Origin of the sequence: Mesorhizobium sp. M7A.F.Ca.US.011.01.1.1, from assembly GCF_003998295.1 — a bacterium.
Lineage (GTDB): Bacteria > Pseudomonadota > Alphaproteobacteria > Rhizobiales > Rhizobiaceae > Mesorhizobium.
The window spans coordinates 21,099-45,325 of sequence record NZ_RZRT01000044.1 but is presented as its reverse complement, the minus strand read 5'-3'; the positions used below and the strand labels follow the sequence as shown (position 1 = coordinate 45,325).

Genomic DNA, 24,227 nt, shown 5'->3' with positions numbered 1-24,227 from the left:
CCGGATCACCAGACAAGCTCGGCGGCAGTCCGGCGCACCTCGTTCCTGGCAGTTCTGGAGATTTGACCGTCGGCGAAAAACAGCACACGGTCGGCGACATCCTGGATGCTGGCGTTGTGCGTGATGATAAGCGTCGTGGTGCCAAGCTGCGCGTTGATGCCGAGCAACGCCTCGATCACCCTAATGCCTGTCTTGGAGTCGAGAGCGCCGGTTGGCTCGTCGCAGAGCAGCACATCCGGACGCTTGGCAATCGCGCGGGCAATGGCCACGCGCTGCTGCTCGCCACCGGAGAGCTGAGCCGGGAAATGGTGCATCCTCGGTTCAAGTCCAACCAGCGCCAAAGCCTCCTCCGGGCGCATCGGATGATCGGAAATCTCCGTAACCAGGGCAACGTTCTCATAAGCCGTCAGGCTGGGGATCAAGTTGTAGAACTGAAAGACAAATCCAACGTGCTGCCGTCGATAGGCGGTCAGCCCGCGATCGTCGAGATTGGTCAGTTCCTGATCCCTGAAGAACAACTGGCCGCTCGTGGCATGGTCAAGCCCGCCCATGATGTTGAGCAGGGTCGACTTCCCGCTGCCCGATGGGCCAAGCAGAACGACCATCTCTCCCGCCGAAATCTCAAGGTCCAGGTTGCGCAACGCAAGCACCTGCGTCTCACCCGAGGTGTAGGTTTTGGTCAGCGCTTTTGCAGTGAAGACCGTGTCAGCCATGGCCGTAAGGGATTTTGAGGCACCTGTCGCATCGCTTGCCACAGTGTCCCGTCGAGGCGAGCGCGACATTGATGCAAGTCAAAACAGGGATCCGAGGCCGTCCCCGCCATCAACGAGTGGTGGTAGTGACCTTCAAAGTTCCCGGACCGGCTGGTTCCGAGCCGGTATTGATTTGCCTCAAAGGAGGTCGGCGGCATCTACGCTACGATGCCGCCGATTGGTGCTCGGGCGCCCGTTCACTTGAACTGAGCTAGGGATGAGGTGGATGAAAGCAAAGGATGTAATGACGGCAAAGGTTGTTACCGTGTCGCCTGACCACAGCGTAAGACACGCAGCGCGGATCATGCTGGATCATCGCATCAGCGGCATGCCTGTCATCGCTGACAACGGCCGTCTGGCTGGAATTGTGAGCGAAGGTGATTTCCTGCGCAGGTCGGAACTCGGCGCCTCACCGTTTCCGGCAGGTGAGGCTCGTGGCTATGTGAGGGGCCACAGCTGGAAAGTGGCGGATCTGATGACTTCGGACGTTATCGTGGCGGACGAGGAAACCCCGATAACCCGAATTGTTGCGCTGATGCAGGAGCTCGGCATCAAGCGCATTCCGGTGATGAGAGGACAGCGTCTTGTCGGCGTCGTCAGCCGCGCCGATCTTTTGCGTGTTGTCGTTGCGACGAAGTTCGACGACGCGACGGCGGCAGGTGACGATGCGATCCGGCGCAGCATTCTTACCCGACTGCGAGACGACGCAGGGGTCGAAGGGGACGCGTTGACGCTTACGGTGAGCGATGGTCTGGTGCATTTTTCGGGTGCTGTCAGATCGCAGAGTGAACGGGATGCCGTCCGCGTGGTTGCCGAGGGCGTCAGGGGCGTCAAAGGTGTGTTCGACCACCTCTACCTGGCCCATCCGTGAACTGCAGCGATGCTGTCGCACCCTCGCGAGACAGATCATCCGGTGAACACCTCTGCCATGCAAGACGATCTGGCGATATTGCAGCGGGAGACATTTGACTACTTCATTCATGAAGCGAACCCCGACAACGGTCTCATTCTGGACAAGACTGAAGCGAATTCGCCCGCCAGCATAGCGGCCACCGGCCTGGCGCTGGCTTGCTATCCGGTGGGAGTCGAGCGCGGATTCATGACGCGAAGCGCGGCCGCAGAACGCACCTTGGCAACGCTGCACTTCTTCTGGAACAGTCCGCAGGGGTCGCAGCCGGACGCCACGGGATATCGCGGCTTCTACTATCACTTCCTGGACATGCAGACTGGCCGGCGAGCCTGGCAATGCGAGTTGTCTACGATCGACAGCACGTTCCTGCTGGCGGGCGCGCTGGCCGCAGGACTGTATTTCGATGCCGACACCGCGGCGGAAGCCGAAATCCGCACCTTGGCGGAGGCGCTCTATCATAGAGCCGATTGGTGCTGGGCGCAGGACGGAGGAGAGACCGTCACTCATGGCTGGACACCCGAGCATGGGTTTCTGAAGTATCGCTGGGAAGGCTATGACGAAGCGCTCTTGCTCTATGTTCTGGGACTCGGTTCACCGACCCACCCCCTGCCCAAGAGCAGCTACACGGCGTGGACCGCGACCTTCCGATGGGAGCACAGTTACGGCTATGACTACCTCTATGCGGGACCGCTGTTCATCCACCAGCTCTCGCACGTGTGGATCGATTTTCGCGGCGTGCAGGATGCCTTCATGCGCAGCAAGGCAAGCGACTATTTCGAGAACAGCCGACGCGCCACCTTCGTCCATCAACGTTACGCAGTCGAAAATCCGCGTGGATTCGAGGGTTATGGCGAACACTGCTGGGGCATCACCGCAAGCGAGGGTCCAGGCCCTTCCACGCTCAAGTTGAACGGCATCGAACGCCGGTTCGAGGGCTATGTGGCGCGCGGTGTGCCCTATGGTCCCGACGATGGCACGCTCGCTCCTTGGTCCGTCGCTGCCTCCTTGCCGTTTGCTCCCGAAATCGTCCGGCCAGCGATCAGCTTCTGCATCCACCAGGCCAAGCTCAAGGCCGCCAATGCCTATGGCTTCAAGGCGGCCTTTAATCCCACGCATCCGGGGACATCCGGCAACGCCTTTGGATGGTGGGTTTCGCCCTGGCACTTCGGCCTCAACGAAGGTCCCGTAGTGCTGATGATCGAGAACGACCGCAGCAGCCTTTTGTGGCGCTTGATGCGCTCCTGCAGCTATATCCGTAGCGGCTTGCAGCGGGCGGGATTTGAAGGCGGCTGGTTGAGAGAGTTCGATCAGGAACCGACGCCGGCTGCTTGATCGACTTGCCGAAGAAGAGCGTATTCGGCAAGCTCGCATCATCGCAATTGGGCGGCGCCAATTTGATTGGCGCATCAAATCAAATCCCGATTTGATTTCCATCAAAGAAGTAACTTGGTGAAGGAGCAAAGTCCCTGCCGAGGGCAAGGGAGACTGATGTGGACAAGCAGTTCTCTTGGAAAGGCTTTCTCCGGGCGATGATTGCGCTTTGGACCCTGATATCACCTTGGGTTCTTGTCCACATATCCATGGCGCCACCATCACAGGTTCAGATCAGCGCCGGAGCCGCGTGGAACTTCCTTGTCGTCGGCTTGGTGATGATGGTGATTTCTATTGTGCCGCAAGCAAGCTCGACAGTTTGGGAGGGGCGCATCAACGCCGCCATGGGCGTATGGCTTATTGCTTCCCCTTGGGTCCTCGGGTTTCGCAGCGACCTGGTTTTAACGTGGAACGCCGTCCTGATCGGCATTCTCACCCTGGCTGTCACGGGCTTGCGAGGCTGATTGTTCTTCCGGAGCCATGTGAAATAGCCAAAGTCGGGGTTTACCATCTTTCTCGGAGCGCAGAGTTCCCGAACAATTCGGCGCTAGCCGCAGCCAGCAAGCCGGCGAGGGAAATCGCATTCGACGGATGCGGAATGGAGTCCGTGCTCACGACCCTTTCAGCGCCGGCCGCCAACAGTTGTGCGTAGGCGTTTTGAGCGAACACGGGATGAATGACGATGCAGACTGCCGGAGGCAGACCAAGCTGCCTCAAATGATTCAGCGTTTCGATCATGGTCCTCCCCGACGAAGCGATGTCATCCACGATGATCGGGGTTCGGCTGCGAGCCGCATCGATCGACGGGAGACTCACGTCGACGTCACGGTCACTTCGTCGGATTTTCGTCAGGATCTGATAGGCAACGCCGGCGCGGTCGGCGATGTCGGATACCCATTGGCTGCTTTCACTATCTGGTCCTATCAGGAGGGCACTCGGGACGTTATTTCTGATCCAGTCAGCGATGAGAGGAGCCGTGGCCACCGCATGGGCTGGGATGCAAAATAGCTCGGAAAGCCTGGGAATCCTGTGCAGGTGAGGATCTGCCGTCACCAGCCAATCGAAACTGTCCGCCAGGAAACGTGCGAACATTGGCGCACTTACGGCTTCGCCGGGATTAAACCGCCTATCCTGGCGCATGTAGGCCAGATACGGCGCAATAAGTCCAATGGAGCGTGCTCCGAATTCGCGCGCTGTCGCGGCCGCGAACCGCAATGGCAGAGCGAGTTCATCAGGGTTGCGGAGGCTGGCGACAAGGGCGACGTCGACGCCGTCCAGATCCCGTTCGATCGTGACCAGGGATTCGCCATCGGGAAAGTGGCGCCAGTCCAGCCGGCCGGTTCGGGCGCCCAGCAAAGGGCCTATTACGTCAGCCATAGTTCGCTGCAACGGGAAAGGAAGCAGCACGCGGGTCATTGTCCGGTTCCGATTTGGAATATGTCCGGATGAGCCGAGGCATAGTCCAATGCGTAGTCCAGTTCTCCCGGTGACCGGGCATGGACGTAAAACAGCGGCTCACCGGCCTGGACACTGTCGCCGATCCGAACTCGGGAATCGGTTCCAGCCAGAGGGCTGCCTGGGGCACCGGCGAGCTTGGCGATTCTTGCAAGCCGACGATTGTCGACCGCCCGGATCTGGCCGTTGCGGATGGCAAGAACTGGACTGATGTGTGGGGCCACTCCCGGCTCGGTAAAGCCGCCCTGTGCCTGGCAGATCGCCATAAACTTGCGGAGAGCCGCGCCACTGTCGAGCAGCGTGGACGCCACGGCGCGGCCTTTTCCTAGCACCGCCCCGGGTGCGGAATCGAGCAAGACGCCAGCAATGTCGAGCGCACGGCTGCGGAGATCGCGGGGCCCTGCCGCGTCGTTGCGCAGGACGCTAAGCACGTCCCGCGCCTCAAGGGCCGGACCGATGCCGTAGCCAACGGGCTGGAGGCCATCGGTGCGGAGGACAGAGAGGTTAAGTCCAAGAGCTTGCGCTGCGGCAATGAGCCTTGCCTCGAGGAAAGCGGCGGCTGAGAAAGAACGCACCTTGGCGGTCGGTCCGATGGGAATGTCAATGACCACATGGGTAGCGCCGGCCGCGGCCTTCTTGGAAAGCACACTTGCGACCAGTTGGCCGTCGCTGTCGAAGTCGAGCGGGCGCTCGATGCGGATCAGAATGTCGTCGGCGGGGCTGAGACGGACATTTCCGCCCCAGACGATGCAGCCTCCTTCGCGCTCGACTACGCTTCGCATGGCCTCGAGATCCAGCGCCACCGGCGCCATGACCTCCATCGCGTCGGCCGTGCCGGCAGGAGAGGTTATGGCGCGCGAGGACGTCTTTGGGATTCGGTGACCGGCAGCAGCAACAATCGCAACGACAATGGGCGTGGTGCGGTTTCCGGGAAGGCCGCCGACGCAATGCTTGTCCAACACCGCGCCGCCGCCCCAATCTATGCGCTCTCCGACCGCCAACATTGCCTTGGTCAGAGCAATCGTCTCTTCATTGTCGAGCCGGTCGCCGGCGCAGGCCGTGACAAATGCCGCCAGTTCCATGTCTGAGAGGCGGTTGCTGACGGTGTCGTGCATTAGGGCAAGGAAATCCGACTCGCCGAGCCGCTGGCCGAAGACCTTCGCCCTTAACGCCGGTGCCGAGACGGGCGGCTCCGGATGGCTGAATACGGCGACTGCATCGGCGCCCGGTTGGAGGATCGCCCAAGCCGCCTCCGACAGCGCGGCGACATCCAGTTCGAGATGATCATCGACAACCACGTTAAGCGTGGCGACGACCTCGCGGTCGCCGCTACGAGCCAGAACCCGGGTCAAAGCGGTGAAACCTTCCGACCGGCAGACGTGACAATCGCGATGCATATAGACGACCGGTTGCTGATAGGTGTCGATACCCGCTCGGAGGAGGCGTAACGGTCTATGGGCGTCACTCATGCCGGCTGCTCCAGGGGCGGTGGTTGCGGCAGTCTCAGGCTTGCGATTGCGGCGAGAGCCATGGCCGCGGCTGCGACCAGGAAGGCGGCGCCCTCCAGACGGTGGGAACCGAACAGCAGGCCGGCGGCCGCGGAACCCACTGACAGCCCGAGACTGACCGCTGCCGACTGGATGCCGAGTTCCATGCCTTGGCTTCGTACGCTGATGCGCAACACCCAGTAAGCGAGCAGCGGGCTGATCACGCCGGCCGAAGCCGAAACAGCAGAAACCGCAAACAGCATTTCCCTGAACGCGGCAAGTTTCGGCATAGCCGCCAGACCGACCGCCATCACTAGGAAGGCAGGAGCCACCAGCAGTGTCGTCGCTGCCGGTTTGACGAGCGGCGAAAAGACGAGGCCCTGGACCGCAAACATCACGACACTGCATGTCGCGAACATGAGGCCGAGCGCGGCGGGACCCATTGTGAGTTCAACGTTTCGCAGGGTGAGCCCGACCTCGAATGCGCCAAGCCCTGCCGCGGCCACAGCGGCAAGAGCGAGCAGCCGTATCTCTCCAGATACGAACATTGAGGATCCGGGTTTGCTCGACTCAACACGGGGGCCGGGCAGCATGTGTCCAGGCAGCACAGACCACACGCCAAGAGCTGCCGCCACAGCGAGGCCGGACGCAAGGAGGAAGGGAATGGTCTGTGGCGGGACAGCCGCCACGCCCAAGTCAAGTTTCAGTTCTGCCACGAGCCCGCCGAGCGTCGGCCCGACCAGAAAGCCCGCGATCGATGCCATGCTCATCCAGCCGAATATTCTTGTGCGGCGATCATCCTCACCTTCGGTGTCGGCAATGAACGCAAGAGCCGTTGGCCCCACGGCTGCCGCGAAGCCACCATTCAGGATCCGCCCGATATAAAGAACGGGCAAGCTCGGTGCCAGCGCCGATGCCGCCAAGGTCACGGCAAAGCCGATCAGGTCGATGACAAGGACAGGTCTGCGACCGATCAAATCCGACCACTTCCCCCATAGGAAAGCGGCGACCACCGGCGCCGAGACATAGGCAGCGGTCAAAAGGCCAATCTGCCGCGCTTTGAATGCCGGGTCGGTGGACCCGGCAAGCCGCTCGACCATCATCGGCAGGACCGGCAAGACAATTCCGTAGCCGAGCGCAACGACAAAGGCCGAGGCCAGGACCGCGCCCAGGCTCCATCGAGACGTGGGCAGGCGAGCTTGCATCGACACGTTCATGCCAGCGAGCCGCGCGGGTGCCGATGAGCGACGCCTTCGATCGTCGATGCGGCGGCAGGTCGAATGCCTTCTAGCCTGGTTCGCTTGAGCAGCAGGGCGTTGATGGCCACGAGAGCCGAACTGCCCGACATTGCCAGCGCCGCTAGCTCGGGGCTCAGCAGGAACGGGTAGAACACGCCCGCCGCGATCGGGAAGGCGATGAGATTGTATCCGACCGCCCACCACAGGTTCTGGTGCATCTTGCGCAGCGTGGCGCGCGAGAGCGTCATCGCCCCGACGACATCGTAGGGATCGCTCCTCATCAGCACGATGTCGGCACTCTCGATAGCGACATCGGTGCCCGCACCGATGGCGAAGCCGACATCGGCTTGCGTCAGAGCCGGCGCGTCGTTGACGCCGTCTCCGACCATGCCGACCTTCAGGCCCTGGCCTTGCAGTTCCTTGATCTTTTCCGCCTTCTGCCCTGGCAGCACGTCCGCGAGCACGATGTCGATGCCGAGTGCGTCGGCGATGCGTTTCGCGGTGCCGGCGTTGTCGCCGGTGAGCATGGCCACGCGCACGCCCTGCTCGTGTAGTTTGGCAATCGTTGCAATGGCCGTCGGGCGCGGCGTATCGGCGATCGCGATCAGCCCGAGCAGTTTGCCGGACCGTGCAACATGGATGACGGTGCGGCCTTCGCCCTTTAGCGCTTCGGCTGTTTCGCCCAACGCCAGAAGATCAATCTTCTGCTCGTCCATGAGGCGCCGGTTGCCGAGCAAAGCCTGGTCTCCACCAATCGTGGCACTGGTGCCCTTGCCTTCGATATTCAGGAAGCCCGACACTTTGGGAAGCTTCATAGCCGTGGCTCGCTGGACGATGGCGACGGCGAGCGGGTGATCCGACCCTTGATCCACCGCAGCTGCGACCTGCAGAACCTCGTCGGGCGAAACGCCGGCAGCCGAGACCATTTCGACGACCTTGGGCTGCCCCATGGTGAGCGTGCCGGTCTTGTCGAAGACGATTACGTTGAGCTTGGTCGCCTCCTCGAGAGCGGCTGCGTTCTTGAACAGAATCCCGTTTGCGGCACCGAGGCCGGTGCCGACCATGACGGCCATGGGTGTAGCGAGGCCGAGCGCATCGGGACAAGCGATGACGAAGACGGTTATGGTCAAGGTCATTGCGAACAGCAGAGGCTGGCCGAGCCACCAGAACCAGACGGCGAAAGTCGCAAGCCCGATGAGAATCGCGGCAAGCACAAGCCATTGCGAAGCGCGATCGGCGAGCAGTTGGGCCGGCGCCTTCGAGTTCTGGGCCTCCTGGACCAGCTTGACGATCTGGGCAAGCGCAGTGTCGGCACCCACCTTGGTAGAGCGGTAGCGCAGCGTGCCGCTCTTGTTGATCGTCGCCCCGATGACCTTGTCCCCGACCTTCTTGGTCACCGGCATCGATTCGCCGGTCAGCATCGATTCATCGATAGTCGATGCGCCCTCGATCACGTCGCCGTCGACGGGAAGCTTGTTGCCGGGTCGCAAGACCACGATGTCGCCGAGGACGATGTCCGAGGTCGCAACCTCGACCTCCTTGCCATCGCGTAACACGGAGGCTCTGGGCGGAGCGAGATCGAGAAGCACTCTGATCGCGGCCGACGCCCCGGCACGGGCGCGCATCTCCAGCCAATGGCCGAGCAGAATGAACACGAGCAGCACGCTCGCCGCCTCGTAGAATTGCTGCCCCTCGAAGAAGAAGGTCGCGCCGACACTGAACAGGTAGCCAGTGCCGACGCTCAGCACCACCAGCACGGCCATGTTGAGGACGCCATTGCGCAAGGCCCGCCAGGCGGCGAGCAGGAAAGGCCAGACCGGATAAAGGATCGCGGCACTGGCGAGGAAAAACATCGCGAGGTCTTCGCTCAGCCCGAAAGGCGGGCGCAACCAGGGCTCGCCCAGGCCCATCGGCTCCATGGCAAATATCGGCAGAGTGAAGACCAGGCTGACAAAAAACCGGTTGCGCATGTCCTTGACCATGCCCTGCATGTCCATGCCGGCACCGTGTCCCATCTCATGAGCCATGGCGTCGTGCGGTGCTTTGTCTGCAACCGTCCTCTCGCCCGCCGGAGCCGACTCGATCATGTCGGCGTGGCTCCCATGATCGTGCTCGGCGTGATCGTGCCCGGAGGTCGCTTGCGGATGCCCCGGCGGAACCGTCGTGCCGTCTGGGACGCACAGATGCCGGGGCACGCTCTCGCGTCGGCAATGGAAGCCGCAGGCCTCGATTTCCCTGGCAAGGGCCTCCGGGCTCGTCTGCCCCTCGTCAAATTCGATGCTCGCGGTTGTCGATCCCGCGTTCATCGCGACACCGGCGACGCCCGGCAGAGCCGGCAGACGTTTTTCGACCGCTGCGAAATCCATCATGCCGACAAGGTCGCGCACTTCCAGATTGACCTTTTTCATCATCGTTCTCCGTGCCGCCGTTCGTGCCGGCATTCGCGCCGGCTGCGGTGTCTCAGGTTCGATAGGCAAAGGTCGACATCATGCCGCTCGCCATGTGGTAGAGATGGTGACAATGGAATGCCCATTTGCCGGGATTGCCGGCGTCCACGGCAATGGTGACCGAGCGCATCGGCGGCACCAGCACGGTGTCGCGAACGGCACCCCGAAAGCGCTGCCCGTCAATCGCGACCACTTGGAAACGATGGCCGTGTAGATGCATCGGGTGGGCCATCATGGTGTCGTTGCGCAGCGTGGCCTCGACGCGATCGCCCTTGTCCACAAGGATGGGAGCACTGGTTTCGAGTCCCCAGCGATAGGCAGCCATATCGCCGGTCAGCGCCATTTCGAACGTCTTTTCGGCAGGGCGCGATGCAAGCGGCGCCATTGCCCGAAGCTGCGCCTCGAGTGCCAGGTCAAGAACCGGAGCATCGACATCAGCCGCCGTCCTGAGCTTGGCCACCGCCGCTCCCGCCGGACGCAGGATAATTCCCGTCTGCTCCTTGCTTCCCTCGCGTAGCGCCAGGATCGGGTAGGAGTTGAGTTCGCGCGGCAACCGCAGGCGCACGTCGATGCGCTGTCCCATCGTCAGCGGAAACCGCCGGCCCCTGACCGGCTCGACAGGCTGACCGTCGACCGCGATCAGTTCGCCTTCAAGCTCGCCGAGGTCCATCGTGAAAGCGGTCGCCGTGGCGCCATTGATGATCCGCACCCGCACGCGTCCGCCTCGTTCGACCGGCACGATCTCGGGATCGTTCAGCGACCGGTCATTGGCCAGATAGGCGTCATATTCGATGTCGTTGATGTCGGTCGCCATGCCGCCATCGTTCATCCCTGCCATGGTGTTGCCGTCGCTACCCGACATGTCCATGCCGCCCATCGCCATGGATCCGTCGCTATTCTTACCCTGCAGCCCAGCCAGCAGTTCCTCCGGCGATGAGAACGAGAAATCGTGGAGCAGGATGACAACCTCCTGCTCGTCTCTTGCGTCATCGGCGGGATCGGCGACGATAAGCGGCGCAGCGAGCAGCAATTGTTCCTGCAGGGTATGAGCGTGCATCCAGAAGGTGCCGGGCTCGCCGACCGGAAAATCGAAACTGCGATCGGCTCGAGCGCCGATGAGCGGCAGTGGCGCGTCGGCGACGCCGTCGCTCGGCCACGGCGCCGTCAGTCCGTGCCAATGGATGATGGTCGGTTCGGCAGTCTCGTTTCGAAGCAGGACATTGAAGGCATCGCCCGCCCGCAAGCGCAGGCCGGGCGCGCCGTCGGCGCTTTGCAGGCCGAAGACGCTTGCAGCTTTGCCGTTCACCTCGATCGTGCGGCGCGAGATGCCGAGCGGCTGGCCGCCCAACTGACTGGCGGAAGCTGCCGAGAGCAAGCTCGATGGGATTGCAAAAGCTGCGGCGCCTGCCACCGCGCCCTTCAGGATATCTCGACGTTTCATAATGGTTCCTTCTCTTCGATTGGGAACTTCGTTGTTTCGTTCAGCACACTCAGGGCGCGCGGCGCTCGCGGCTGGAACCGAACAGGCTGGCCAAATGCGGGAAAAAGGCTGGCACACGGGCCGCATAACGGTCGTATGCGTCGCCGAATTCCTTTCTCGCTTCACGCTCTTCGATGAAGGAGAGTCGCACATACATGCCGACCAGAATGGGGAACATCGCCAGCGTCAGCAGCGTCGGCCACTGCACGAGGAACCCCGCCATGACGAGGACGAAGCCGACATATTGCGGGTGCCGGATGGAGGCATATGGCCCACCCGTTGCGAGCCGATTGTGACGCTGCGCTTCGTAAAGCACCCGCCAAGCAGTTGAGATCAGCATGAAACCGGCCCCGATCAGGAAGAAGCTGAGAACGTGAAACGGGCCGAAATGCGGATTGAGACGCCAGCCGAACATCATCTCCGAGAGGTGACCGGCATCATGCGAGAACCAGTCGATGCCGGGGTATCGCGACTGCAGCCACCCCGAGAACAGGTAAATCGTCAGGGGAAAACCATACATCTCGGCAAACAGCGCCACCAGGAAGGCGCTGAAGGCACCGAAGGAGCGCCAGTCGCGGCCGGTTCGCGGCTTGAAGAAGCTGAATGCGAACAGGATGAAAACCGCCGAATTGATTATGACCAGTCCCCAGAGGCCGTAGGCAGGAGATTGCTCGACCATTGTCATGCTCCTTCGTGGTGGGTGGTGCCGTCATGCGCGCCCGGCTCGGGCTCCTTGTGCCAGGCGTGGCCGCCGGGACCGCCATGCCCGCGGTGGCCACGATGCATGAACATGTGAAGCAGAGGACAGGCGAGCAGCAGCAGATAGGGAAGAACACCGAGGGCATGGGCCCAGTGCTCCGTGAGCAGGAAAAACGCGGCGATCAGCAGGAAAGCGATCGTAACCAGGCCGGTTCTCGAAGTCCAAAATCCGCCTGCCTCGGCCTCCGGTTCTGGTTGGGACCCGGTCGGGGGACCCGACATGCGGTGGACGTTGTTGGTATTCATAGGATGGGTTCCTTATTTGTCAGCGGTTGTCATTGCGGGAGCTTTCGAGCCCATAGGCGATGAGGCTTACGGCCCAGACCAGCGCAGGCGAACAGTGGCCACCTGAAGTCGGAGCCGATGGTGAAGTTGACCACCGACATCAAGCCGATGGACGACGCTCCTCCGATCAGAGCACCGGCCGCCACCGCGACCGGATGGCACGCGCGGAACGCGGTGATTGCCAGCGCAACCAGGAGAACGCCGGTAGCGAAGGCGTAGCCGCCAAGGACCCTGAAAACCTGGGTGAGCCACATCGCAAGCCGTGGACCAATGGCTTCGAGTTCGGCCGCCGAGAGGTGCATGTAGCGGATATCCTCGGGCAGTAGTGGTGGCCTGAGGGCGATGAAATCGAGTTCGATCCCGGCGATGATCATCCCCGCCAGAGCAAGAGTGACCGACGACGTCGTCCATGGATTGACTGTGGCTATCATGGGCTGAACCTTGACTTGCATTACCGGCGCCCCGTGGCGACTACATTGTAGATCGAGGCATAAACGGCACCCGCCAGCAGCCCGGCGATGCCAAGCCCGAGAACGCCGTAGAGAACACGGACGGGGCTTATCGGTGCCGTAGACCTGACCGCGCTGAGGTCGAGCCCGTGCATGATGGCGCCGAAGAAATCGAGTGTTGCCCCTGGCCAGATAGCGACGGCCAAAGCGCAGAGCATGCTCATCAGGGCCGACGTCATGCCCAGCGCAATGCCGACGGACAGGACGCTGAGTTTATCCATGTCTTCCTCCTGTCACTTCGCGTGTTGCTTAAGCCATTCCTGCATGGCGGCGATCTCGGCCTGCTGAGCAGTGATGATCTGATTGGCCCAAACCTTGACCTGATCATCCTTGCCGAATTGCAAAACCGCCCGGGCCATGTCGATCGCCCCTTGGTGGTGCGGAATCATCGCTTGGACGAAGGCGACATCGGGATCGCCGGTCTGGATGCCCTGCATCATCGGCGCGTCCATTCGCTTCATCGCCTCCACATATTTTTTGGAGGCCTCGGACATGTTGGCGGTGTCCATCGGCATGTTCATCATGCCGCCGCCCCGCGCCATGCCGCCCTGACCCTGCATCATGCCGCCTTGCCCACCCTGCATCATGCCGCCCTGCATCATCTGCTGCATCATCGGCATCATTTGTTGCATCATGGGAGCCATCTTCTCCATCATGGGCATCATCTTCTGCATCGTGGACATCATCGCCGTGCACTGCTCGGGCAACCCGTCCGGCATCGCCTGTGCGGCCGGAGCAGCTGTAGTGGGTTGCGGCGCATCGGCCGCCGGATGGTGCGGATCGGTCTGGGCAAATGCTGGGCTTGAAAGAGTTGTGAATGCTGCAAACGCGATCAATCGAAGGTGAGTTTTCATGACAGTTTCCTTGTCGTTGGAGTGAAGCGACAGGCGAACCTTGATATGGGCGCGGAGGGCCGCCCAGATCGCCGCTGCCGGTTATGGTTTCGCGGATCGTTCGCGCTGTGGGGCCTTGACGGGCACTGCTGGATTCACAGTCCCAAGTACCGCGACGGAGCGATATCAGGCGAAGGTCTGGGGAGGTTGCAGGAGCGCCTCGGGGTCGATGCCCGTTGGCAGGAATGCCTTGCCCACCATGAACCGGACGGCAACCGGCGCATCATGAAGAACGTCGCATTCGCTGGCGGAAATGCCAGCAGCACAACAGCCGGAGCCGGTCGGGTGCACGCAATTCAGACAGTCACCACAAGGGGCGCGATGGTTGTCCTGGTCTGTGGACGCAACATGATCCATCACGTTGTGCAAAGCGCTGGTCGACGTCGCGGGGTCAGTGGTAACGCCCACGCCCATACCAGAAGCCTGTCCAGTAACACCAGCAATGGCACCGCCCGTGATCAGGAGGATCACGGCTAGCAGCAAACAAAGCTGGGCCAAGGCGATTTTCATGGATTCAGTGTAGTCCAACCGAATGTCGCCACTTTGATGCAAATCAATGCTCGTGAGCATTGAGATTTCTTAATTGGCAGTCTCATGCGACGCAGATCAGACGCCATTTCGGGCTGTTCGGCTTGGCAACTCTAAGACGCTTCGCGCAGTTAAGAACAGCGGCCGGCAATGAGGAGATATCGACATGCTCACAGCCAGCACGTCCCTGTCGGAGCGGCTCAACCGCAAATGCTTCTGCATCACGCTCGACTGGACGGAACTTTCCGCGGCGCTGGACTACGAAGCCGGCGATCCTGGTTTCTGCAAAACCTTCATGACATCGCGGCCGCATCTGTTTTCCAATGTCCCAGTCTTCCTCGCCGCGTCCGCGCTCGACGAGATGCAGAGAATCGTCGTCGCCATCGAGGCGACAGCAAAGTTGCCGGCTTACCGCGCAGCGGTCCTCTCCTGGGCTCCCGAAATCGCGCAACGGGATTTTGGACCCGTTGGCGCTCTGATGGGCTACGATTTCCATATCGACGTTGACGGTCCCAAGCTAATCGAGGTGAACACCAACGCCGGCGGGGCTTTCCTCAACGCACTGCAGGCCAGAGCTCAGAGGGCTTGCTGCTCCGATGTCGACCGTGCGCTGATCGGCGCAAGAGACGATCGCTTCGAAACCAGCGTCATCGCGATGTTCACGGCCGAATGGCGCCGCCAGCGAGGGGCCGGTTCGCCGCGAAGGATCGCGATCGTCGATGATCGGGCCGAGGAGCAGTATCTCTATCCTGAATTTGTGCTTGCCAGACAGTTGCTGCTGAAACATGGCGTCGAAGCGGTGATCGGAGACGCGAGCGAGCTGAAATATGATGGCGACAGGCTTCGCCTCGACGGCGACGAGATCGATCTGGTCTACAATCGCCTAGTCGATTTTGCGCTTGATGAGCCGGAACATGCCGCACTCAGAGCGGCTTACCAGGACGGCGCGGTGGTGCTCACCCCCAATCCGCACAACCACGCGCTCTTTGCAAGCAAGCGCAATCTGACATTGCTGTCCGATCCGGCGGCGCTGGAAGCATTCGGCCTTCCCCCGGAGATGCGCTCGCGGCTCGCCGGCGTTCCGCGGACAACACTGGTCACGCCCGACAATTCGGATGCCGCCTGGCAATCCCGCAAGAACATGTTCTTCAAGCCGCTCTCCGGCCATGGCAGCAAGGCGGTCTACCGCGGCGACAAGGTGACGAAGGGGGTGTGGGCCGAGATCGCTCGTGGGGGCTATGTGGCCCAGTTATTTGCCTCACCCGGGCAGCGTATCATCGAAATCGATGGTACGCCAACGTCGCGCAAGACGGATGTGCGGCTTTATACATATGATGGCCAGGTGCTGCTCGCGGCCGCCCGCCTCTATCAGGGTCAGACGACCAATTTCCGCACACCCGGCGGCGGTTTTGCTCCCGTCTTGGTCATCTGACCGTACAACATGGTATCAGGAGGAGCGCCCATGACACCCATCTGCGGAACTGGTCCGACGGGACGAAGGCCGTGCGCAGTGCGGCCAAGATGAATCATGCGACGAGGAAGAAACTGTCGGCTGGATGAGCATGAAACGATCTCCTCGATTGTGTCGAACCTGCCGGCCCCGCGTTCAGCCGGCCATCAGGTCGCGCTGGCGGCAGCATATGCTGGGCTTATAGCTGGTCAGGCGCCGCGTCCGTCGCTCCAAGGCATATCCCAGGCGCTGATGCCTTTTCCCGCCATCCTCTGGAACAGCTCGTCTGCCTGCGCCGGTGAAAGGTCCATGTCAGTGACGACCCACCAGGTGAGGACCGCAAGAAATGCGCCGGCGATGAACTGAATGACGAATTCAGCGGGCATGCCGCGATCGCCGATCCCTTTCTCGACAAGTTCTTCCCGGACGGCTCGCCGGATACGCTCACGCAACTCGTCGTGGATCGTATCGCCGCTGCTTGCAAGCAATGCGTGGTGAAGCGGTCGGAATGCATGGGCATGCTCGAACATGGGCAGGCTGAACTCGAACAGGCGGCTACCTGTTTCTTGACTTGCCGCCTCGCGCCTGCGGCCGATCGACCGCAGATGCGCCTCGATGGTCGCACTGCGCAGAGCATCCTTGTCGGCATAGTGGGTATAGAAGGTCGACCTGCCGACATTGGCCCTCTGGCAAATGTCGTCGACCGTGATGGCTGCATATCCGCGCTCCGGAATCAGGGCAATGAGCGCGTCCTGCAGCAGGCCGCGCGTCCGCGCGATGCGGCGGTCGATCGTGTTCCTGTCGCCCGCCCGTTCGATTTTCATGGTCATGGCCCTCTGCATGTGGCCGGTTCCGGACATTCGGCGGTCCGATGTCCGACAACAGCATTTCCAGACATTGTGTCCATTATGATACGCCAAGTCCAGGAGCTCAAATCGGTTGGGCACGCCGCAATGAAGCAGAAGGTCGCCAGCCATGCACTCATCTGATCATCACGCCGGTAACGAATCGCATTCGCGCAAGAAGGTGATTGCGTTGGCCCTGCTTGCCAAACTGTCGCTGGTCGCCTGCTTCCTCGTTCTGGCCAAATTGGGGATGGGTTATATTCAGGCTGGCGCGTGGACTGCGGCATTCCACGGCCTCGTCCTTACGGCGGTCGCGGTATTGGCGCTGTGGGGCGGCCTTCGTTGCAAAAGCCTCGGCGGAAAAGGCGCGCATGGCGCGAGCGACAGCGGTATCGGCATCGTCCTGCATAGGGCGGCGGCCTATGACTTGCTCGCACGCGTCCTGACCTTTGGCCGCGAGGGCCGGTTTCGCGAACTCATGCTTCGCCTGGCAAAGATACAGCCCGGCGAAGCGCTGCTCGATGTCGCCTGTGGAACGGGAACCCTTGCGATTGCCGCGAAGCGGCAAACCGGTTCGGATGGAAGCGTCACCGGCGTCGATGCGTCGGCCGAAATGGTCGAGAGGGCGCGCGCCAAGGCCGAACGGTCCGGTCTCGATCTGACTTTCGTCAAGGGGACGGCGCAGGAGCTTCCCTTCAAGGACGCGCAATTCGACATCGTCGTCGGCACGCTGATGCTGCATCACCTGTCGAAGCCGGTTCGATCGGCCTTCATCCGCGAGGCGGCGCGCGTCTTGAGGCCAGCAGGCCGGCGGTTGCTCATCGATTTCGGCAGGCCGGTGCGCAAGTCCAGATTGCCCAGGCTCCACAAGCATGGCCATGTCGACATGCATTCGGTCGCCTCGCTGTTGGCCGAGAGCGGATTCCAGATCAGCGATATCGGCGCCGTCGGAACCACGAACCTGAACTATGTTCGCGCGACGGCGGAGTCCAGCCGGCATGACCAAGCGAAGACCTGAAGCTGTGATCGTCTCCAGCCTCGCTCGCAGCTCGGCGCCTTTATCGTTTACCAGGTCTACCGCTACTCATACATGCAAGCATTCGGACTTTGGTCCTCGCCGTCTCAAACGCGGTCGTCATGGTGCTGATCTGGCAGGAGCGGACGCCATGCGCCGCCACCGGGCAGCCTGACAGCGTGAGGCAAGCCGTCCTATTCGACCTTCTGCCGGAACTTCGAATGGCAGCTCGAGCAATCCAGCAGGATGAGATACATCCTGAAACGCGTGGATAGCTCGCTGATCGATATGGCGAACCAAGTGGGCGACCATATCGCTGCACTGATGCGTGGCGAGGCACCATCCGCACAAGTGATACAGTTTCGTCCCAGAGGCAGGAGCGCCAACTCAAAGGCGGAAGCGAGAGTGTGTGGTCCCGGAATGAGATGATGCGGATCGATCTTAAGATTGATGGGTCCTTCGCCCAGGCCTCGCAGATAACCTGGTAGGGCGTTCGCCACCGTAGAGCCTTGAGGTGTTTGGCGAAGTTGTAGGCGGTGATGAAGGCCAGGACATGGGCCTTCAGGCTTTCGAGGTTTTCGTAGTGGTAGACCTTGACCGTGGCGTCCTTGATCGTGCGGTTCATCCGCTCGGCATGGCCGTTGGTCCATGGGTGATAGGGCCAGCCGGTGCTCGATGCCATTTTGCTATGCAGACGCGGTCGAAGATGTGCGGACCCAGGAAACGGCGGCTGGGGCCGTCGCGATTCTTGGGCAGGTCGGCGAAGGCCATGCCATTGTCGGTGAGCACGATGTGGATCTTGTAGGGGAAGACCTCCACCACGTTTTTGAGGAAGGCTGAGCCTTCCATCTTCCCGGCGCTATCGAGGAACTCGACGTAGGTGAACTTCGAGACCCGGTCGATGGCCAGGAACATGACGAGCTTGCCGTCGGCGTGGCGCAGCTCGCAGCTATCGATGTGGACGTAGCCGATCTCGTAGGTCTTAAACCGCTTGCGCTGCTCCTTGGTCTCCTCGACCGGCAGCCGGGAGACGCCGTGACGCTGGAGGCAGCGATGCAGGGCGCTGCGGCTGAGGTTGGTGTCTCTCAGGCAGCCCAGCACGTCGTCCAGTGGCAGCAGCGTCTTCTGCCGGAACGCCACCACGATAGTTTCCTCGGTCGGCGTCAGCACCGTGCTCTTCGGCGTCCTGGGCCCATCGGCGCATCGGCCGTCATGGTCCGGCTGCGCCATTTCTTCACCGTCTTCGGGTTCAGCCTGTGACGGGCGGCAAGGGACCGGGTGCTCTCTTGCGACGCTTGGAACTCGGCTCGAAGACACGGCGTCGTGCGGGCGCTGCCGAGAAGAACACTGCATCCTCCTCCTCTCAGGGTCGATGATAAACCATCAGAGTCCGGGACTGCACACCTAGCGCTTAATGTAGTCGGGGAACTGTTGGCTTATAAGGCCGATGATAGAAAGAGTGCCGGACAGGTGTTTGCGGAGTGCGGTGGTGGCAGCAAGCGGATCGCCGGAGCGGATAGAATCCACGATGTTGTGGTGGTCTTCCACCACTGTCTGCATTTTGCCGGGCATCGGCAGATTGAGGCGACGCAAACGGTCGATGTGCACGCTCTGTCGGCGAACCGTGAACCACAACTCCATTATCTCCGCGCGCTCATAGAGTGTCCGGTGGAAGTCTCGGTCCAACGAATCGAACAAGTCGTAAGTTTGGGGAGAGGTGACCCGTTCTTGGCGCGCAAGGACATTCAACAGCGCGTCGGCTGTCTCGACGGGACTTTCCAACGTCAGCCGTCGCACCGCCTCTAGTTCGATGGACAGTCGCATAAATTGCGCTTGCCTTGCATTTGCTATGTCGATGCGGGCAACCACCGTCGCATATTGTGGATAGACCTCGATAAGGCCCTCTTCCTGAAGACGCATCAGTGCATCGCGCACGGGCGTCTGGCTGACCCCGAATTCGAGCTGCAGCGACGCGCGCGATAGCACAGTGCCGGGCACCAACTCCAGAGAAAGAATGCGCCTTCTCAGAATTTCATGGATCTGGAGCGCCACCTGTCGTGACCTGTCCAGGACGCTTTCCTTTAATCTGCCGCTCATGCCCGTTGCCTCGATTCCGATATCGACATCGCTTAAAGCATAGATTTCGGCTTGATGCACTGATGCATTAGTGCTTTAAGCACAGCTGCCGCGTTTTTTTCGGCCGCGCAGTCCTTGCGCTTCGACGTTTATTCGGGAGGATTTCATGCAATCGCTCATACGCGGCATCACCGCGCTCAGTATCATCCTCGGCATCGGCTCGTCGGCGCTTGCGCAGGAGAAGACCGACATCTCAATCACCCGCCAGCCCGGCATCCTCTATCTCGCCAGCCACGTCATGGAGACGCAGCAGTTGATCGAGAAGCGTGCCGCCGAAGGCGGCCTCAAGGGCGTAAAGGTCGCCTGGCGGACATTCAGCGGCGGCGGCGCGCAGACCGATGCGCTCCTCTCCGGCAACGTCGATATCGTCAACACTGGCACCGGCAACCTGCTGCTTCTCTGGGACCGCACGAGGGGCCGCGTGAAAGGCATCTGCACCAACTCGGCGCAGCCGGTCATCTTGGTTTCGCGCGATCCGCGCATCAAGTCGCTGCAGGACATTGGCCCGAACGACAAGATCGCCGTTCCGACCGTCGGTGTCTCGACACAGGCGATCTTGCTTCAGATGGCCGCCTCCAAGATGTACGGCGACAAGGACATCCATCACTTCGACGCCAACACCGTGCAACTGGGCCACCCCGATGCGATGGCAGCGCTGGCTAACAGCCAGCACGAGGTGAAGAGCCACTTCTCCGCTCCGCCCTATCAGTATCTCGAGCTGAAGATGCCTGGCGTCCATGAAGTGACCAGCTCGCGCGACATCATCGGCGGTGACCTGAGCCAGGGCACGTTCTTCACGACGACCGAATTCGCCAAGGCCAATCCGACAATCGTCAAGGCGATCCGTCAGGCGACCGCAGACGCTATCGCCTATATCAAGAAGGACCCGAAGGGGGCGCTGGAGGATTACAAGACGATTTCCGGCGACAAGACCGGCATCGACGACCTGATGGCGATCCTCAAGGAACCGCACATGATGGACTATCGGATGGACCCTCAGGGTACGATGAAGTTTGCCAAGCATCTCTACGAGGTCGGGACGTTGAAGACTATGCCCACGGCCTGGACCGACTACTATCTGCCGGAAGCCGCCGATCTGAATGGTAACTGACGGTCCTAACCGAGGCAGCCGCCAGAACGGGTGCGCCACTTGAAGAACCTAGCCACGGAGGAGTGGGCATGCTCCAGACCACCAACCCCATTGCTTCGTCACGTACTCAAGCGGCTGCCGGCACTCCACTGCTCAATGTCGATAAGGTAACGCTGCGCTACAAGACGCCGAACCTCCTGATCACGGCAACTGAGCATGTCTCGTTTGTTGTCGAGCGGTCGGACCGTTTTGTCCTGCTCGGCCCGTCCGGTTGTGGTAAGTCCACGCTCTTGAAGGCGATCGGCGGCTATATGACGCCCGTCAGCGGCACCATCTCGATCAAGGGCCGACAGGTGATGAAGCCGGGCGCCGACCGGATGATGGTCTTCCAAGAATTCGACCAGCTCCTGCCGTGGAAGACGGTCTTGGAAAACGTCATGTTCCCGCTGCTTGTGGCACGCAAGCTTCCGCGCGCGGAAGCCGAGGCAGTTGCCCGCGAATATATCGACAAGGTCAAGCTAATGCGCGCCGTCGATACCTATCCGCACATGCTGTCAGGCGGCATGAAGCAGCGCGTGGCGATCGCCCGTGGCATGGCGATGCAGCCCGACATCCTGCTGATGGACGAGCCGTTCGCCGCCCTCGACGCCCTGACCCGCCGCCAGATGCAGGATGAATTGTTGCAACTGTGGGAAGACACGCGCTTCACCGTGATCTTCGTCACCCACTCGATCGCCGAGGCGATCAAGATCTCCAATCGCATCCTGCTCCTGTCGCCCCATCCCGGTCGCGTGCGCGCCGAAATCCGCGACGTCGAGAGCGTACGCGACGATCCGCTTGCCGCCGCCGAACTCGAACAGCAGATTCACTCCATGCTCTTTTCCGAGCCGGGACATCGGGAGTAAATCATGGCCCCGCAGATCATCGTCGCCGCCGACCTTCCCCCGCGCAGCGGAAGTGTCCATGCCATCGAGCAGAAGCTCGGAGTGTTCGAACTGTTCTGGCAGTCCGGCGTCTTCCGCAAGACCCTTCTCATCGTCGTGCTTGCCGTCATTTGGGAGGTGTATGCGCGCCAGCTCGACAACCCGCTGCTCTTCCCAACGCTCACCGACACCTTCAAGTCGCTCTACTCGAACTTTGCCGACGGCGTGCTTCCGACGCGCATCTGGACGACGCTGAAGATCCTGGTCACAGGCTACGTTCTCGGCGCAGTGCTCGCGTTTCTCCTGACAATCCTCGCCATCAACACTCGCATCGGCACCGACTTCCTCGAAACGATGACGGCGATGTTCAATCCGCTGCCGGCGATCTCGCTGCTGCCGCTGGCGCTGATCTGGTTTGGCCTCGGCCCGTCGAGCCTCGTCTTCGTGCTGCTGCACTCGGTTCTGTGGGCCGTTGCGCTCAACACGCATTCCGGCTTCCTCGGCGTCTCGCGCACTTTGAGGATGGTCGGCGCCAACTACGGGCTGACCGGCCTCCGGTACGTGATACGCATCCTCATGCCGGCCGCCTTCCCGTCGATCCTGACGGGCCTCAAGATCGGCTGGGCTTTCGCTTGGCGCACGCTGATTGCAGCCGAACTGGTCTTCGGCGTCTCTTCGGGACAGGGCGGCCTCGGCTGGTTCATCTTCGAAAACCGCAACCTGCTCGACATACCAGCCGTCTTCGCCGGCCTGCTGACGATCGTCATCATCGGCCTCGTCGTCGAAAACCTGATCTTCCAGACGATCGAGCGCAAGACGCTGCAAAAGTGGGGCATGAAGGAATAGTCGGGCCGAACGCTGGGAATCTGTTTTCCAACCGAATTTTGATCGAGTTTCACATGACGACAAGGAAGAAGACGCCGGAACAATTGAGGAGCGCGCGCTGGTTCGCGCCCGACGATCTCAGGAGTTCCGGACACCGCTCCCGCACGATGCAGATGGGCTACGCGCCGGAGGAATGGGCCGGCAAGCCGGTGGTCGCCATCCTCAATACCTGGTCGGACGCCCAGCCCTGCCACGCGCACTTCAAGACCCGCGTCGAGGACGTCAAGCGCGGCATCCTGCAGGCTGGTGGCTTTCCGATCGAACTTCCTGCGCTGTCGCTGTCGGAAAGCTACGTCAAGCCGACGACGATGCTTTACCGCAACATGCTGGCGATGGAAGTAGAGGAACTGCTGCGCTGCCATCCCGTCGACGGCGCCGTGCTGATGGGCGGCTGCGACAAGACCACGCCGGGCCTCGTCATGGGCGCGCTGTCGATGGGCCTGCCGATGATCTTCCTGCCTGCCGGCCCAATGCTGCGCGGCAATTATCGCGGCAAATATCTCGGCTCAGGCTCCGACGCCTGGAAGTTCTGGGACGAGCGCCGCGCCGGCACCATATCAGACGACGAATGGGTCGATGTCGAAGCCGGGATCGCGCGATCCTATGGCCACTGCATGACCATGGGTACGGCCAGCACGATGACGGCGATCGCGGAGGCGATGGGACTGACCCTGCCCGGGGCAAGCTCAATCCCGGCTGCCGATTCCAATCATATCCGAATGTCGTCGGCGGTTGGCCGCAGGATCGTCGCCATGGTCTGGGAGGATCTCGTTCCGTCCAAGATCCTCAACAAAGCGGCCGTTTTCAATGCCGTCGTGGTAGCAATGGCAACGGGCTGTTCCACCAACGCCGTCGTTCATCTGCTGGCCATGGCGCGACGGGCCGGAGTCGCCCTGACGATGGAGGATTTGGATGCGGCGGGGCGCAACACGCCGGTGCTAGCCAATGTAAGGCCGACGGGCTCGACCTATCTTATGGAGGATTTCTACTACGCCGGCGGTCTCCGGGCGCTGATGTCCAAGCTGTCATCAAAGCTCGATCTTTCGGTCATGACGGCCTCTGGCCGCACCCTCGGCGAAACGCTGGAGGGTGCCAAGTGCTACAATGACGACGTTATCCGCTCGCTCCAAGACCCCGTCTATCACGAAGGCTCGTTGGCAGTGCTGAAAGGCAATCTCGCACCAACCGGTGCCGTCATAAAACCCGCCGCCTGCGATCCGCGTTTTCACCAGCATCAGGGCCCGGCCCTGGTTTTCGATAACTATCCCGAGATGAAAGCAGCCGTCGACGACGAAAATCTCGACATCACTCCCGCTCACGTCATGGTGCTGCGGGGTGCCGGACCGCAAGGCGGCCCGGGCATGCCGGAATGGGGAATGCTGCCGATGCCGAAGGCGCTGCTGAAACAGGGCCATCGCGATATGCTACGCCTGTCCGACGCCCGAATGAGTGGTACCAGTTATGGCGCCTGCGTCCTGCACGTCTCGCCGGAATCCCATGTTGGAGGCCCGCTGGCTCTGCTGAAGACCGGGGACATCATCAAGCTGGATCTGGCTGCACGTCGCATCGATATGCTCGTCGACGACGCCGAGCTCGCCCGCCGCCGGACCGAGTGGCAGAAGCCTGCGGAAAAGATCGGCCGGGGCTACGGGTGGATGTTTGGCCGTCACATTCAGCAGGCCGATACAGGCGCCGACTTCGACTTTCTGGAAACCAGCTTCGGCCCCCCAGCGCCCGAGCCCGACATCTATTGACCGTCAAGGACTGGA

At 61.5% G+C, this 24,227-nt stretch carries 23 protein-coding genes and 1 pseudogene; 9 read left to right on the top strand and 15 right to left on the bottom strand.

Annotation, left to right across the window (positions count from 1 at the left end; all coding sequences use genetic code 11):
* Nucleotides 1-5 precede the first annotated feature (5 nt).
* On the bottom strand, nucleotides 6-713 hold the full coding sequence (locus EOA13_RS28090) for an ABC transporter ATP-binding protein (protein ID WP_127296785.1): 708 nt from the start codon (nucleotides 711-713) through the stop codon (nucleotides 6-8).
* A 265-nt stretch (nucleotides 714-978) separates the two neighbouring features.
* Between EOA13_RS28090 and EOA13_RS28085 the strand changes: the two genes are divergently transcribed.
* The 3 genes from EOA13_RS28085 (at nucleotide 979) to EOA13_RS28075 (ending at nucleotide 3,497) form a co-directional block, all read left to right on the top strand.
* Entirely contained in the window at nucleotides 979-1,623 is a 645-nt protein-coding gene (locus EOA13_RS28085; RefSeq protein WP_127296784.1) for a CBS domain-containing protein, read from the top strand.
* A 57-nt stretch (nucleotides 1,624-1,680) separates the two neighbouring features.
* Nucleotides 1,681-2,994, top strand: coding sequence for a glucoamylase family protein (locus EOA13_RS28080; protein ID WP_164780374.1), 1,314 nt, complete (start codon nucleotides 1,681-1,683; stop codon nucleotides 2,992-2,994).
* A 158-nt stretch (nucleotides 2,995-3,152) separates the two neighbouring features.
* A complete protein-coding gene (locus EOA13_RS28075; protein WP_127296782.1) occupies nucleotides 3,153-3,497 on the top strand; it encodes an SPW repeat protein in 345 nt (114 codons plus the stop codon).
* A gap of 40 nt (nucleotides 3,498-3,537) precedes the next feature.
* Here EOA13_RS28075 and EOA13_RS28070 read toward each other — a convergent pair whose 3' ends face one another.
* The 11 genes from EOA13_RS28070 to EOA13_RS28020 all read right to left on the bottom strand — a co-directional run bounded on the left by EOA13_RS28070 (nucleotide 3,538) and on the right by EOA13_RS28020 (nucleotide 14,156).
* On the bottom strand, nucleotides 3,538-4,449 hold the full coding sequence (locus EOA13_RS28070; protein ID WP_127296781.1) for a ribose-phosphate diphosphokinase: 912 nt from the start codon (nucleotides 4,447-4,449) through the stop codon (nucleotides 3,538-3,540).
* Complete coding sequence (locus tag EOA13_RS28065; RefSeq protein ID WP_127296780.1) at nucleotides 4,446-5,957, bottom strand: thymidine phosphorylase family protein; 1,512 nt, start codon at nucleotides 5,955-5,957, stop codon at nucleotides 4,446-4,448. The genes EOA13_RS28070 and EOA13_RS28065 overlap by 4 nt, the downstream gene beginning before the upstream one ends.
* A complete protein-coding gene (locus EOA13_RS28060; protein WP_281040877.1) occupies nucleotides 5,954-7,180 on the bottom strand; it encodes an MFS transporter in 1,227 nt (408 codons plus the stop codon). The genes EOA13_RS28065 and EOA13_RS28060 overlap by 4 nt, the downstream gene beginning before the upstream one ends.
* 8 nt (nucleotides 7,181-7,188) lie before the next feature.
* A complete protein-coding gene (locus tag EOA13_RS28055; RefSeq protein ID WP_127296778.1) occupies nucleotides 7,189-9,621 on the bottom strand; it encodes a heavy metal translocating P-type ATPase in 2,433 nt (810 codons plus the stop codon).
* A gap of 52 nt (nucleotides 9,622-9,673) precedes the next feature.
* The gene (locus EOA13_RS28050) at nucleotides 9,674-11,101 is read right to left on the bottom strand and encodes a multicopper oxidase family protein (protein WP_127296777.1); all 1,428 of its coding nucleotides are present in this window, start codon (nucleotides 11,099-11,101) and stop codon (nucleotides 9,674-9,676) included.
* Between the two features lie 49 nt (nucleotides 11,102-11,150).
* Nucleotides 11,151-11,819 carry an isoprenylcysteine carboxylmethyltransferase family protein gene (locus EOA13_RS28045; protein ID WP_127296776.1) on the bottom strand — a complete coding sequence of 223 codons (669 nt, stop codon included), beginning with the start codon at nucleotides 11,817-11,819 and terminating at the stop codon, nucleotides 11,151-11,153.
* Between the two features lie 2 nt (nucleotides 11,820-11,821).
* Entirely contained in the window at nucleotides 11,822-12,145 is a 324-nt protein-coding gene (locus tag EOA13_RS28040; RefSeq protein ID WP_127296775.1) for a DUF2933 domain-containing protein, read from the bottom strand.
* A 29-nt stretch (nucleotides 12,146-12,174) separates the two neighbouring features.
* On the bottom strand, nucleotides 12,175-12,615 hold the full coding sequence (locus EOA13_RS28035; RefSeq protein ID WP_245490506.1) for a hypothetical protein: 441 nt from the start codon (nucleotides 12,613-12,615) through the stop codon (nucleotides 12,175-12,177).
* A gap of 20 nt (nucleotides 12,616-12,635) precedes the next feature.
* Complete coding sequence (locus EOA13_RS28030) at nucleotides 12,636-12,914, bottom strand: DUF5676 family membrane protein (protein ID WP_127296774.1); 279 nt, start codon at nucleotides 12,912-12,914, stop codon at nucleotides 12,636-12,638.
* Between the two features lie 12 nt (nucleotides 12,915-12,926).
* Entirely contained in the window at nucleotides 12,927-13,547 is a 621-nt protein-coding gene (locus tag EOA13_RS28025) for a DUF305 domain-containing protein (RefSeq protein ID WP_127296773.1), read from the bottom strand.
* A 165-nt stretch (nucleotides 13,548-13,712) separates the two neighbouring features.
* Nucleotides 13,713-14,156 carry a hypothetical protein gene (locus EOA13_RS28020; protein WP_127296772.1) on the bottom strand — a complete coding sequence of 148 codons (444 nt, stop codon included), beginning with the start codon at nucleotides 14,154-14,156 and terminating at the stop codon, nucleotides 13,713-13,715.
* Between the two features lie 124 nt (nucleotides 14,157-14,280).
* On the opposite strand from EOA13_RS28020, the gene EOA13_RS28015 reads away from it, so the two are divergent.
* On the top strand, nucleotides 14,281-15,546 hold the full coding sequence (locus EOA13_RS28015; protein ID WP_127296771.1) for a hypothetical protein: 1,266 nt from the start codon (nucleotides 14,281-14,283) through the stop codon (nucleotides 15,544-15,546).
* Between the two features lie 227 nt (nucleotides 15,547-15,773).
* Here EOA13_RS28015 and EOA13_RS28010 read toward each other — a convergent pair whose 3' ends face one another.
* Nucleotides 15,774-16,394: a TetR/AcrR family transcriptional regulator gene (locus EOA13_RS28010; RefSeq protein ID WP_164780373.1), complete on the bottom strand. Its 621-nt coding sequence runs from the start codon at nucleotides 16,392-16,394 to the stop codon at nucleotides 15,774-15,776.
* 145 nt (nucleotides 16,395-16,539) lie between these two features.
* Between EOA13_RS28010 and EOA13_RS28005 the strand changes: the two genes are divergently transcribed.
* Nucleotides 16,540-17,427 (top strand): class I SAM-dependent methyltransferase, encoded by an 888-nt coding sequence (locus EOA13_RS28005; protein ID WP_127296770.1) that lies wholly within the window; start codon nucleotides 16,540-16,542, stop codon nucleotides 17,425-17,427.
* 401 nt (nucleotides 17,428-17,828) lie between these two features.
* On the opposite strand, the pseudogene EOA13_RS28000 reads toward EOA13_RS28005, so the two are convergent.
* Together EOA13_RS28000 and EOA13_RS27995 are read right to left on the bottom strand one after the other, a co-directional pair.
* A pseudogene (locus tag EOA13_RS28000) lies at nucleotides 17,829-18,791 on the bottom strand (IS481 family transposase); the annotation flags it as partial.
* 37 nt (nucleotides 18,792-18,828) lie between these two features.
* Nucleotides 18,829-19,521 (bottom strand): GntR family transcriptional regulator, encoded by a 693-nt coding sequence (locus EOA13_RS27995; RefSeq protein ID WP_127296769.1) that lies wholly within the window; start codon nucleotides 19,519-19,521, stop codon nucleotides 18,829-18,831.
* A gap of 145 nt (nucleotides 19,522-19,666) precedes the next feature.
* Between EOA13_RS27995 and EOA13_RS27990 the strand changes: the two genes are divergently transcribed.
* The 4 genes from EOA13_RS27990 (at nucleotide 19,667) to araD (ending at nucleotide 24,212) form a co-directional block, all read left to right on the top strand.
* Nucleotides 19,667-20,671, top strand: a complete 1,005-nt coding sequence (locus EOA13_RS27990) for an ABC transporter substrate-binding protein (RefSeq protein WP_127296768.1) — start codon at nucleotides 19,667-19,669, stop codon at nucleotides 20,669-20,671.
* A 68-nt stretch (nucleotides 20,672-20,739) separates the two neighbouring features.
* Nucleotides 20,740-21,555 carry an ABC transporter ATP-binding protein gene (locus tag EOA13_RS27985; RefSeq protein ID WP_127296767.1) on the top strand — a complete coding sequence of 272 codons (816 nt, stop codon included), beginning with the start codon at nucleotides 20,740-20,742 and terminating at the stop codon, nucleotides 21,553-21,555.
* A 3-nt stretch (nucleotides 21,556-21,558) separates the two neighbouring features.
* Nucleotides 21,559-22,419, top strand: a complete 861-nt coding sequence (locus EOA13_RS27980) for an ABC transporter permease (RefSeq protein WP_127296766.1) — start codon at nucleotides 21,559-21,561, stop codon at nucleotides 22,417-22,419.
* 53 nt (nucleotides 22,420-22,472) lie between these two features.
* Complete coding sequence (gene araD / locus EOA13_RS27975) at nucleotides 22,473-24,212, top strand: L-arabinonate dehydratase (protein WP_127296765.1); 1,740 nt, start codon at nucleotides 22,473-22,475, stop codon at nucleotides 24,210-24,212.
* The last annotated feature ends 15 nt before the right edge of the window (nucleotides 24,213-24,227 follow it).